General features: G+C 64.4%; 8 protein-coding genes. 5 read left to right on the forward strand and 3 right to left on the reverse strand.

The window, feature by feature from the left end:
* Positions 1 to 134: 134 nt before the first annotated feature.
* Together ABIB58_RS05425 and ABIB58_RS05430 are read right to left on the reverse strand one after the other, a co-directional pair.
* Positions 135 to 1,763: a family 43 glycosylhydrolase gene (locus ABIB58_RS05425; protein WP_354039503.1), complete on the reverse strand. Its 1,629-nt coding sequence runs from the start codon at positions 1,761 to 1,763 to the stop codon at positions 135 to 137.
* Positions 1,764 to 2,132: 369 nt separating this feature from the next.
* Positions 2,133 to 3,224, reverse strand: a complete 1,092-nt coding sequence (locus ABIB58_RS05430; RefSeq protein WP_354039505.1) for a DUF2332 domain-containing protein — start codon at positions 3,222 to 3,224, stop codon at positions 2,133 to 2,135.
* A gap of 354 nt (positions 3,225 to 3,578) precedes the next feature.
* On the opposite strand from ABIB58_RS05430, the gene ABIB58_RS05435 reads away from it, so the two are divergent.
* Together ABIB58_RS05435 and ABIB58_RS05440 are read left to right on the forward strand one after the other, a co-directional pair.
* Complete coding sequence (locus tag ABIB58_RS05435; RefSeq protein WP_354039507.1) at positions 3,579 to 5,459, forward strand: methyl-accepting chemotaxis protein; 1,881 nt, start codon at positions 3,579 to 3,581, stop codon at positions 5,457 to 5,459.
* Between the two features lie 216 nt (positions 5,460 to 5,675).
* Positions 5,676 to 8,165, forward strand: a complete 2,490-nt coding sequence (locus tag ABIB58_RS05440) for a TonB-dependent receptor domain-containing protein (RefSeq protein ID WP_354039509.1) — start codon at positions 5,676 to 5,678, stop codon at positions 8,163 to 8,165.
* A 49-nt stretch (positions 8,166 to 8,214) separates the two neighbouring features.
* Here ABIB58_RS05440 and ABIB58_RS05445 read toward each other — a convergent pair whose 3' ends face one another.
* Positions 8,215 to 9,765, reverse strand: a complete 1,551-nt coding sequence (locus ABIB58_RS05445) for a PAS domain-containing hybrid sensor histidine kinase/response regulator (protein WP_354039511.1) — start codon at positions 9,763 to 9,765, stop codon at positions 8,215 to 8,217.
* Positions 9,766 to 10,014: 249 nt separating this feature from the next.
* On the opposite strand from ABIB58_RS05445, the gene ABIB58_RS05450 reads away from it, so the two are divergent.
* The 3 genes from ABIB58_RS05450 to ABIB58_RS05460 all read left to right on the forward strand — a co-directional run bounded on the left by ABIB58_RS05450 (position 10,015) and on the right by ABIB58_RS05460 (position 12,461).
* Positions 10,015 to 10,473: a MarR family winged helix-turn-helix transcriptional regulator gene (locus tag ABIB58_RS05450; protein WP_052247585.1), complete on the forward strand. Its 459-nt coding sequence runs from the start codon at positions 10,015 to 10,017 to the stop codon at positions 10,471 to 10,473.
* A gap of 114 nt (positions 10,474 to 10,587) precedes the next feature.
* Complete coding sequence (locus ABIB58_RS05455) at positions 10,588 to 12,198, forward strand: methyl-accepting chemotaxis protein (RefSeq protein WP_354039514.1); 1,611 nt, start codon at positions 10,588 to 10,590, stop codon at positions 12,196 to 12,198.
* Between the two features lie 2 nt (positions 12,199 to 12,200).
* Complete coding sequence (locus tag ABIB58_RS05460; RefSeq protein WP_156146798.1) at positions 12,201 to 12,461, forward strand: hypothetical protein; 261 nt, start codon at positions 12,201 to 12,203, stop codon at positions 12,459 to 12,461.
* Positions 12,462 to 12,474 lie beyond the last annotated feature (13 nt).

Here is a 12,474-nt window from a genome sequence, read left to right on the forward strand (position 1 = left end):
CGACAGTCCCCTGTCCCTCAAATATCGAGGAACTCCATAATCTCGTGATGAGATCGACGCGCCCTAAGCGTCAATGTCACCGGTGTCATAAAACGAAAACCTGTGTTTCGCCACACCAAAAATGTGCTCGCTTATTACAGCGCTCTGAACTTGAAATTCTTGAACCGCGCCTCGCCCTCGCCGGCGGCGTATATGCCGGGCCGCAACATCATGAAGCCGCCGCGGACGTTCTGGTTGTAGCCCGAGACCTCCATGCCCCGGTCGAATCTCTGCCAGGTCACCCCGTCGCCCGAGGTGTCGAAATAGACGTTCTGATAGGCGTTGGTCAGGCGGATGAACATGCGCCGGCCGTGCGGATTGGCCGGACGCCCCCGCTCGATCCCGTACTGGTGGGTGACATAGCGGGTCGCGTCGAAACCGAGGCCCGCATACAGGGCGCGGTCGTAGAACAGGATCAGGCCCGCCACCGCGCCGGGGTCGATCTCGATCTCGCATTCGATCTGATAGGCCTGTTCGCCCTGGACGAAGGTCAAAGGCGAGCAATCGACCGGCGCCTTGCCCTTGGCCTTCATGTGCAGCACGCCGTTCTCGCGACGCAGGCGGTCCTTCTCGTTTGGCTGGGGGTCGTAGAAGCTCCACTGGATGCCGAACTTGTCGGTGGAGAAGTCGTCTGACAGGGCCATGCCGTGCGGTACGGCCTCGCCGCCTCGGGGCTTGGCGATCGGCTGAGACAGGTCGCCGCCCTTGGCGCGGAACCAGCCGTCGTCGGTCCATTCGATGGGGTCCAGCAGGGTCTGGCGGCCCAGGCTCCAATAGGCGTTCTCATAGCCGTGATAGACCATCCACCAGTCGCCGTCGGTCGGTCCCTCGACCAGGGTGGCGTGGCCGCGCGACCACCATTTTTCGGCGCCCGAGGCGGTGCGGACGATGGGGTTGTGCGGGCAGTCCTCCCACGGGCCATTGATCGACTTCGACCGGGCGGCGATGACCATGTGGCCGGTCGGCGGGCCGGCCGTGCCGCCGATGGCGGTGATCATGTAGAAATAGTCGCCGTGCTTCAGCAGCTTGGGCCCTTCCTGGGCAAAGCCTTCGACGATCCAGTCCTCGGGATAACGCCAGGCCTTGTAGACGCCTCGCTCGACCGGGCCGTCGGTGGCCAGGCCGTCGTCGGTCAGCCGAACCCTGTCGCCGCCGTTCAGGAACAGATAGCGTTTGCCGTCCTCGCCGACGATGTGGCCGGGGTCGATGTTGGCCGGGATCTTCAGGTCGATCGGCTCGCTCCACGGCCCCTCGATCCTGTCCGCCCAGATGACGTAGTTGGAGCGATACTCGGTGAAGCGGGCCGGGATGTAGCAGTAGAACTTGCCTTCGTGCTTGATCAGCTCCGGCGCCCAGACCGAACCGATGTTCGTCGTCAGGGCCGCGACGACCGGCTGCCAGTTCACCAGATCGCGCGAGTGCCAGATGTGGATGCCCGGCACCGACTCGAACGACGAGAAGGTCATATAGTAGTCGTCGCCGTCCTTCAGGATCGACGGATCGGGGTGGTCGCCCGACATGATGGGGTTGAGGAAGGTGCCGTTCCCCAGATCGGCCATCCGCTGGCCCTCGATCCCGCGACGCCATTTCATGGACGCCCATTCACGACCCAGGGGCGCGGCCTCCTCGTTCGTCTGGGCGAAGGTTGAACGCACGGGCAGGGCCGCGGCGGCGACGCCTCCCAAGAGGCCGGTCAGAGCGGCGCGGCGGTCGACGGGGTTCATGGGCGGTCCAGTTGTTGTTGTCATTTGCAGCAGCAAGCGACGACTAGGATTGCGCGAAATGACACCGATGGACAGAGTGGGATGTCGGATTAGTCTCTTTTGCGATCTGCTGGCGGGGAATGGACGCGTGGGCATGCGCCGTCAGATCATTCGCAACGGTGTGGGTCTTCTCGCTTCCGCACGAACGCTATCTCGGCCGCAGGAGCTTCGGATCCGTGCGATGAGAGTCTGGCCGCGCGCCACAGAAATCACGACCCGACACTTCAGCCTTTTCGGCCAAATAGGACTGCTTTGAACGCCCAGTGGGAGTCGTGGCCGATACGTCGCCTGATCTGCGACGGCGCCATATTATGTGGGCAAAGGTCGCTCCTAGGCCGCCAAGGCGGTCGCAGATGACGCCAGCCATTCCAGTTCATCGCCGTAGGGATGGCAGTGGGCTAGGACGCGAGTTTCGCCGGTGGGCCAGGCCGTCAGGCGTAGCTCGACGTGGCTGCGGTCTCGGGTCCATTCGAAGCTGATCCAGAGCAGCGGGTGGTCGGCGTCGGCGCGGCGGCCGGCGGTCGACAGCAGCGCCGTGATCTGACGCCGGTCGTCGTCGCTGAGATATTGCAGAACCATGGTGTGCATGACGACGCGGCAGCGCCCGACCGCCTGCGGCTCGGCCAGCCGGTCGGCCAGCCAAGTCACGGCGTCGCCTTGATCGATACGCGGCGGATGATCGGCGGCGATGCGTAGGGCGTTCTCGAGGCGTTGGGTGCGCGCCGGTTGGTCAGCCCAGGCAAAGGCCAGCAGTCGCTCGCGATGCGCCGGGTCCGCGGCGTTCAGTGGGTGCAGGTCGACGCCGCGCGCCGCCGCAATGGAGACCGGGACGACCTTGGGCGATGGACCCTGCCACAGGGGCTCGATCTGCACGTCCGAGAAAGGATCGCCTGCTGACGCCGACCCCAGAGCATAGGCGTAGCGATCCAGATTCAGGTTCAGGCCGCAACTGGACCCGAGCTCGAGCAACTCGAAGGGCATGGCGCGATCCAGAGGCGCGGCCATCAGCGCGCTCATCAGCGCGGCGGCGCGCGCCACCTCGTTCGTTTGCGGCGGATGGAGGATCCAGTCGGCGATGTATCGATCGTTCCGGGCCAGAGCGTCGGCGACGGCCGCGTCGAAGTCGGTGTGTTCGCGACGATAGAGGCTGGTCAGGGCGTAGGACCGGCCCGCCCGCGCCAGGGCGTGCAGAGCGCCGTTCAAACGGAGAGCCAGGGCGGCTGCGGCCTGATCCCCCGGCCAATCATACAGCCGTGCGGCGGTGAGCGGCGCGTGAGACAGTTGCCGGCTCGCGGCCTCGAGAACGCCGGCGACGAAGGGCGACCCCATGGCGCGGCAGCGGTCGGCCTGGGCCGCGAGTTCCTGGGTGAAACGGTCGGCGACGGGGCAGATCATCCAGTCACCGATGGCATCGTCGCGCATTCCGAGTAAAACGAACTGTTACTTATCTGTCCCGGCCTGAAGAAGTATTCGCCCGGAAGTTGCGGCCCGGCGTTGCTTGAAGCGGTGACGGGAAGGGTGACTTACCTATGATCACCTCGCTTAACAGCGCGTGAATCTCACGAAGTTCAGGTCCGGTCGATGTAAACGGCCGGGTGTCGCCAGCTTAACTATCTTTTTAGTCGTTTCGTCATAGGGGTGGATAGTCACCTGAAAAACAGGGTGTTTTGCGTGGCTCGAACAAGGATCGGGCTGTGCGCAGTGGCGTCAGCTGAGTAATTGGCTGCCCCTAGGTAAGTATAAGTGCGTAACGGGGGCGAGCTCATGATGTCCAAGATGCGAATTCCGAAGAAGCTGCGGCTTTCTTTCACCCTGATCTGCGTCTCGGCGGCGGTCATGATGGCGGTTTTCTTCGCTACGATCATGATGATCCGCGCGTCCATCGAGAGCAACAATCTAAGCCGCACGATCGAGGCGCAGGCGATGTCGCTGGAAACCGCGATCCTGCGTCAGAACAGCCAGTTTCGAGGCTTTCTGGTCACCGGCGACGAGACCTATCTGAAATCCTACTACGAAGGGCGCGACGAGTTCGACAAGGTCGTCGTTGAACTGAAGGGACAGCTGGGAGATGCCGAAAAGCAGGCCCTGCTCGAAAAGTCGCGCCTGGCCACCCTGGCCTGGAGAGCCGATTGGGGTGATCGCATGATCGCCGAAGTCCGCGCCGGCAAGCGTGAGCAGGCCCAGCAAGAGGTGCGCGACGCCGGCAAGAAGGTTCTGGTCAGCGACGCCGTCCTGCCTCTGCGAGAACTGCGTGAGGCCGAAGCCGCCGTCACCGAGAACAATCTGGAACGTCAGCAGGCTGCGATCGTGACCGCGATCATTGCGCTGATCGTCGGCGGCATCGCCCTGATCACGATCGCCATGGTCCTTTCGGCCATGCTCAGCCGCATGATTGCGCGTCCGATCACGGTCCTGACAGAGGCCATGGGGCAGCTGGCCAAGGGCGACAACAACATCGTCGTGGACGCCAGCCATGCCGATGAACTGGGCGACATGGCGCGCGCGGTTCTGGTGTTCCGGGACACCGCGCTGGCCAAGGCCGAGGCCGAACGGGCCAAGGCGGCCGCCGATCTGGCCAAGGACGCGGCCGAGCGCGAGAAGATCGTCGCCGACGCCGCGCAACGTCACGTCGTCGAGGAACTGGACACGGCTCTGGAGGCTCTGGCCGCCGGCGACCTGACCCACACTATTCGCACGCCGTTCGCCCCGGAATATGAGCGTCTGCGCACGGCCTTCAACGTGGCGGTGCAGGGTCTGGAAGAGAGCCTGGCCAGCGTCGCGGGGTCGGCCCAGAGCGTTCGCCTGGGCGCCACGCAGATCTGCTCGGCGTCCGAAACCCTGTCGTTGCGAACCGAACAGCAGGCGTCCAGCCTTCAGCAAACCACCACCGCCACCAATCACGTCACCGACATGGTCGGCGACACGGCGCGCAGCGCGGCCAACGCCCGCAACGCCATCACCCTGGCCAATGGCGACGCCGCGGACGGTCGTGTGATCGTCGAAGAAGCGATCGTCGCCATGGACGCCATCAAGGCCGGATCGCAGGAGATCGGCGAGATCATCAACATGATCGACGCTATCGCCTTGCAGACCAATCTTCTGGCCTTGAACGCCGGCGTCGAGGCCGCACGGGCAGGCGATGCGGGACGCGGGTTCGCCGTTGTCGCCGGCGAGGTGCGCGAACTGGCCAAGCGCACCGTCGACGCCGCCAAGGATATCAAGCAGCTGATCAGCAAGTCGTCGGACGAGGTGCGGCTGGGCGTCGATCGCGTGGGCGAAACCAGCGAGATGCTGGCGCGCGTCGTGTCCAAGATCGGCGACGCCAACACCCTGATCGTGGACATCGCGCACGGGGCGCAGGTCCAGTCCGAGAACCTGAAGCAGGTCAACAGCGCCGTCGGCAGCATGGACCGCATGACCCAGCAGAACGCCGCCATGGCGGAAGAGGCGACGGCGGCTGCGCGCATCCTGGCGACCGAAGCCGACGAGCTGGCGACCCTGGTGTCCAGGTTCCGGCTGAACACGACGACTTCGGCCGCGCCGGCGCCTCGCCGAGACACCGCGTCCGTCCCGAGGCCGGCGCCCAAGGTCATCCGCACGGTCGGTGCGCTCGCCCTGTCGAGTGAAGCGGCCGATGACGACTGGAACGAGTTCTAATATATCGATCCAGTTGAGTCTTGTAGAAACCGGCGCAACAATCCGAACTTCATAATCGCCGTTATGTCAGTATTAATCCGTAGTCTGGCATTATAAATCATCAAACACATCCGTGTTTTATTGATAACAGCCATGCAAGAAACTGCATGGAAGAATTTCCGAACGAAAATCAGTTGTCCAGTCTCTGTACTGCAAGACAGCGCCTTGGAGGCTTCCTTGAAATCCCTGTACCTCACGGCCGCGTTTGCGCCGCTTATCCTCGCCATGCCTGCTCATGCGCAGACGCAACCTGCGCCGCAGCGCCAGACGGCCTGGGAGGCCAGCCGGACGCGGGCCAATAACGACGTGATCGTGACGGGGGTGGCCAAGGCGCGCGACAGGCTGGACAGCGCGACGTCCACCAGCTCGATCAACAATGTCGAGATCGCCAAGATCGGCGCCTATTCCATCAACGACCTGTTCCGCACCATCCCCGGCATTCGCGCCGAGGCCAGCACGGGCGAGACCAACGGCAACTATACGATCCGCGGCCTGCCGATGGTCAGCACCGGCGCGAAGTATCTGCAGTTCCAGGAAGACGGTCTGCCGGTTCTGGAGTTTGGCGACATCCTGGCGTTGGTGCCGGACTACTTCATGCGTTACGACTTCAACGTCGGCCAGATCGAGTCCATCCGCGGCGGGTCGTCCTCGACCTTCGCATCAAACGCGCCGGGCGGCGTGATCAACCTGATCTCGCAGACGGGTGAGGTCGAAGGCGGCTCGGTCCAGGTGTCTTCGGGCCTGGATTACGACACCTATCGCGGCGACTTCAGCTATGGCGGTCACCTGAGCGACACCGTGCGCTTCCACGTCGGCGGCTTCTATCGCGAAGGTGAAGGCCCGCGCGACGCCGGCTTCACGGGCAACAAGGGCGGCCAGATCAAGGCCAACATCACCAAGACCTTCGACGGCGGCTACGTGCGTCTGTACGGCAAAATCCTGGATGACACCGTCATCGCCTATGGGCCGACGCCTCTGCTGGTGTCCGGCACGAACGACGATCCCAACTACAGCGACGTTCCGAACTTCTCGATGACGCGCGACACCCTGACGTCGCGCAACACCACGGTCTTCCCGCTGCTGGACGGCGACAATAACCTGAAGCGCGTCAATCTGCAGGACGGCAATCAGGTTCAGTTGCGCGCGCTGGGCTTCCAGACCCGCTTCAACCTGCATGGCTGGACGATTTCCGAGCACATGCGCTACGCGCAGCAATCGGGCGATCAGTCCTTCAACTATCCGCTGGCCGTGGTGCCGGCGGCCCAGGCGCCGCTGGCGTTCGGCCGTCGTCCCGGAACCCTGGCCTATGCGACGGGACCGCGCGCCGGTCAGGCGATCACTAGCCCGACGACCCTGAACGGCAACGGCCTGCTGGCCTATTCGACCCTGGTCCACACCGATATCGACAGCCTGGACAACTTCACCAACGATCTACGCGCCAACCGCGTCTGGAAGATCGGCGGCGGCGACCTGACGACCACCGTTGGCGTCTATTCGGCCCAGCAGGATCTGAATTTCGATCGCCAATATATCCCCTTCCTTCAGGACGTGGTGGGCGGTGGAAACTCGGCCCTGGTCGACATCTTCAATACGAACGGCACGCCCCGCACGCAGGACGGCGTCGTCAACTTCTTCGGTCCCTCGGGCGCCGGGTCCAACTCGCGCACCGATGTGACCTACAAGGTGCTGGCGCCCTACGCCTCGCTGAACTACCGGCTTGGCAAGCTGGCGCTGGGCGGATCGATCCGCTTCGACAGCGGCGACGTCAGCGGCCGCACCGTCGCCAACGGCCTGACCGACGTTCGCACCATCGACGTGGACAACGACGGCGTCATCTCTGAAGCCGAGCGCACCTTCGCCTTCGCCCCGGCCGCCAGCGCCACCCCGGTCGACTACGACTACGACTATGTCTCGTATTCGCTCAGCGCCAACTACCGCGTCTCGGACAGCTTCTCGACCTTCGCTCGCTACAGCGAGGGCGCACGTGCCGCAGCGGACAAGATCCTGCGTTCGCCGGCCATCAGCAATGTCGACGGCGACCTGCTGCAGGCCGACGCGGCCTATGATCCGGTGAACCAGGCCGAGATCGGCATGAAGTACCGCGCCAACGGCCTGTTCGCCAACGTCACGGGCTTCTGGGCTGAGGTCAGCGAGACCAACCAGCAGATCCGCGCGGATGCCGGCGGCGTCACCCGTCTGGTGCTGGTCCAGCGCAGCTACGAAGCCAAGGGCGCCGAGTTCGAGGCCGGCGTGCGTCACGGTCCGTTCAGCCTGACCGGCAGCGCCACCGTCACCAGCGCCGAGATCACCAAGGCCGAGGATGTGGCCCTGGTCGGCAACTCGCCGCGCCGTCAGGCCGACCTGATCTTCCAGGTCATGCCGCAGTACGAGACGGACCTGTTCACGGTCGGCGCCAGCGTCGTCGGCACGACCGAGAGCTATGCGCAGGACGTCAACCAGTTGAAGATGCCGGGCTACGCCACGGTCAACGCCTTCGTCCAGGTGCGCCCTATCGACCGCGTCGTGCTGTCGCTGACCGCCAACAACCTGTTCGACGAAACCGCCCTGACGGAGGTGTCAGCCGACAGCCTGCCCGCCAGCGGCGTGGTCCTGGCCCAGGCCCTGCCTGGCCGCACTGTCACCGCGGCCGTGCGCTTCTACTTCTGATGCAAGGCAGGCTTCCGGGCGTGAGCCCGGAAACCTGTTCCGTCAGAGCCTATATCCAGTGACAGGGAGCGGCGTTGTTCAGAAGCCGAGCGGATTCGAAGATCAGATGATCGGCGGACAGGGGCTTGGGGATGACGACGTCGGCGCCGGCGCGTGAGGCCAGATCGCGATGGTTGGACGAGGCGTTGGCGGTCAGCATGGCGATTGGGAGCCTGTTGACCTCGCGCTGCTGTTCGCCTCTGCGGATGCTGCGGATGGCCTCGACCCCGTCCATGATCGGCATCTGCATGTCCATCATGATCAGGTCGTAGGCGTGCGCCGACCACAGATCGATGGCTTCCTGGCCGTTTTCGGCGACATCGATCTGACAGCCGAAGCCGCTGAGAAGCGCCTGGACGACCTGCTGGTTGACGAGATTGTCCTCCGCCAAGAGGATCCGCGCGCCATAAAGTCGATCCAGCGCCTCCACATGGCTCTCGCTTTCGCGGGTGATCTCGCCGCTGGGATCCATCGGCAATTCGAGAACGAAGAGCGTTCCCCGACCCGGCTTTGAACGCACCCTGAGGCCGCCGCTCATCAGCTCCGCTAGACGACGACTGATGGAGAGGCCAAGGCCCGTGCCGCCGAACCGACGCGAAATGGAATCGTCGGCCTGGCTGAACGGCGAGAACAGCTGTTTGGCGGTCGATCGATCAAAGCCCATGCCGGTATCGGCGACGCGGATGCGAAGACGCCGGGACGGTCTCGAGTAGCGCGCATCGACCAGCACCTGGCCGACCGCAGTGAACTTGATGGCGTTGGAGACCAAGTTCAGCACGATCTGACGCAGGCGGGCCGCGTCCCCCATGAGATGGGTCGGAAGACCGTCGAACCGGGAGATCAGCTCAAGTCCCTTTTCGCTGGCCAGCGGCCGCATCAGATCCACCGCGCCGGAGATGGTGTCGGACGGCGCAAAGGGTTCGTCGACAAGGTTCATCTCGCCGGCCTGGATTTTGGACAGGTCCAGCACGTCGTCCAGGATGCGCCTCAACGTCTCGCCGGACTTGATGATCAGATCGACCTTCTGGCGCGCGTCGTCGGGCAGGTCGGCGCCTGACAAGGACTGCGCCAGGCCCAGGACGCCGTTCAACGGCGTGCGGACCTCATGGCTCATCGTCGCGAGAAAGGTGTCGCGCAGCGCCGCGGCTCTTTCCGCGACCAGCCGCGCTTCCGAAAGGGCCTCCAGAGCCAGCACATGCTCTGTCACCTCGAAACGGATGGCCGTGTAGGACGTCGGGCCCTCGGGACCGCTGAGCGCCGGCACGATGGTCGTATCGACCCAGTAGAGGCTGCCGTCCTTGCGGCGGTTCCGCAACGTGCCGGTCCACACCTTGCCGCTGCGGATCGTGCGATACAGATTCTGGAAGAAGGCCTTGGAGTGCAGGCCGGAGTTCACGATCCGATGGGTCGAGCCGATCAATTCTTCTCGGCTGTAACCGCTGACCGCCACGAACTTCTCGTTGCAGTCGGTGATGACCCCATGTCGATCGGTCGTCACCAGGATAGCCGCGACTTCGAGCGCTCTTCGAAGTTCAGCATCGGGCGCGCCTCCCGTGCTCATCCCCAGCGATCGTGTCGCCGTAACAGGGTGGGCGGGATGTCTTCTGACCGACGCCATCGGCTCTTTCCGGTTGTTGCCTCGCCACTTTGTTTCCAAAGGCTTGCTCGGCAATCTAGGATTGCGCCGACGTGAAATCATTTCCTTCTGGATGCGCTGTTAGGAGTTCGATAGCCCTAAGGGTTGACCCTCGTCTATCTTGCAGGTTGCGGCCAATCCTGTCACACCAGACCTATGGGTGTTCGGGGGACGATGGACGAGTTCACCGTGCGGGCGTTCGATGATCCCGCGATGGCGTTGTATGCGCTCGACACCGCCTTGCTCGAACTCGATCGCCAGCTTGATCGCGTCCTGCGGGCCGATGGTCAGAGCAATGCCGCTGTCCGCGCCTTGAGCCTGATCGCCGGCGAGGGCCGTCGCGGCGTCAAACAATGCGCTCTCGGATCGACGCTTCAGGCGCCGCCGGCCTCGCTGTCGCGTCTGGTCGATCATCTGGTTCGCGCCGATCTGGTCAAGCGTTCGCCCCATCCGAACGACCGGCGCGTCACCATGCTGGAAATCACCGAGGCAGGCCGCGCTGTTCTGGACGATCGGCGGTCGCAATACGGGCGTCTTGCCGGACTGTTGACCAGCGAGGGTCTGAAGACCGCCGCCCAGCTGGTCCCGCTGCTGCAGGCCATGGCGAAGGACGTCGGTCACGCCGCGACCTGACGTCAGACCGGCGCAAACAATGCTTCCGCTGTGAAACAGTCTACAGGCTGAAGAGACTTCAACCGGCCTTTAGATCGAACCTCGTTCAACTGACCGCCATGCAAGGGGGCCGTCATGTCGGACGCAATGAATCTGGACCAGAGACTTCGCTTCTTGAAGCTGGACAAGGCCGCGAGGTCCCGTCTTGCTGACGCCAGGCCCGTCATCGAGGCGGCGCTTCAGCCCAGCCTCGAAGCTTTTTACGCCCAGGTTCGCGCGACGCCGGACGTGGCCCGCTTTTTCGGTGCGGAAAGTCAAATCGCCGGCGCCAAGGACGCCCAGGCGCGACACTGGGGCCTGATCGCCTTGGGCGCCTTTGATCCGGCCTATGTCGAGGGCGTGCGCCGCATCGGCCAGACCCACGCCCGCATCGGCCTGGAGCCGCGCTGGTATATCGGCGGCTACGCCCTGGTCCTGGAAGGGCTGATCGAGGCGATCGTCACGTCCCACGCCAAGACACGGTCGCTGTTTTCGAAGCGCGACGACGGCAAGGCCTTGGCGGCGACGCTCGCCAGCGTGGTCAAGGCTGCCATGCTCGACATGGATTTCATCATTTCGCTGTATCTGGAAGCCTCCGAGACCAAGCGCCTGGAGGCGGACCAGAAGCGCGCAGAGGCCGAGGCCGAGCAGACGCGGGTGGTGGAGGATACCGCGGCGGCTCTGGCGGCTCTGGCGCAGGGCGACCTTCGAACCCGCATCGCGTCGGACTTCACCGGCGGCTACGCGCGTCTCAAGACCGACTTCAACACCGCCATGCAACGTCTGGACGACGCCATGGCCGAGATCGCCGGCAATACGGGCGCCATGCAATTGGGCGCCGCCGAAATCAGCGAAGCGGCCGACGACCTGTCGCGGCGCACCGAGCATCAGGCGGCGACGCTGGAGGAAACGGCGGCCGCGTTGGACGAGATCACCGCCACGGTGAAGCGGGCGGCCGAAGGCGCCAGTCGCGCCGCCGCGGTCGTGGAAACCTCACGTCAATCCGCCGAGCAGTCGCGCGAGGTGGTCAGCCGCGCTGTCGAGGCCATGACCGCGATCGAACAGTCTTCGTCTCAGATCAACCAGATCATCGGCGTCATCGACGAGATCGCCTTCCAGACCAACCTTCTGGCCTTGAACGCGGGCGTCGAGGCCGCGCGCGCAGGCGACGCCGGCCGAGGATTCGCAGTGGTGGCCTCCGAGGTTCGGGCCCTGGCGCAGCGTTCCGCAGAGGCGGCCAAGGAGATCAAGTCGCTGATCACCACCTCGTCCGTCCAGGTGAAGTCCGGCGTGACCTTGGTCGCGGAAACGGGCGAGGCCCTGTCGTCCATCGTCAAGCGCGTCGCCGAAATCGACGAGCTGATGAACGAGATTACGGCCTCGACGCGCGAGCAGTCGACGGCGCTGGAAGAGGTCAACACCGCCGTCAACCAGATGGACCAGGTGACCCAGCAGAACGCCGCCATGGTCGAACAGTCGACGGCGGCCAGCCATAGCCTGACCTCTGAGAGCCGTCAGCTGTCGGATCTGGTCCAGCGCTTCAGCCTGACGCGCGAAACCGCGCTGAGCAGCCGAGCCCTCGCCGCGCCGGCGCCGCGCAAGCCGAGCGCGGCCCGGCCTACGCGCCCGGCCGCCCTGCGATCCTCCGGCTCGGCCGCCTTGGCCGTCGTGGAGGAGGCGGACACGGCCGGCTGGGAGGAGTTCTGAAAATGAGCGAAGGAAGCGCGAGCTACCGGATGACCCTGGCCTGCGGGCGGCTTTTGATGCTCGACGAGATCAATGCGGTGACGTCGCGCTGGAACGAAGCCCTGGCCGCCAGCCAGACCGACGAACAGACCTTCCAGACCATATCGATCGCCTGGCGCGAAATGGGCGCCTTTATCAGCCGCGCCGTCTTTCAAAACGCCGCCGACGTTCGCCGACTATCGCTGGAACACCGTTGCCAAAGCGCTGGAAACGACAACGGCTGACTGACGGAGCTTC

The sequence above is a fragment of the Brevundimonas sp. UYEF29 genome (genome assembly GCF_040546195.1).
GTDB lineage: Bacteria > Pseudomonadota > Alphaproteobacteria > Caulobacterales > Caulobacteraceae > Brevundimonas > Brevundimonas huaxiensis.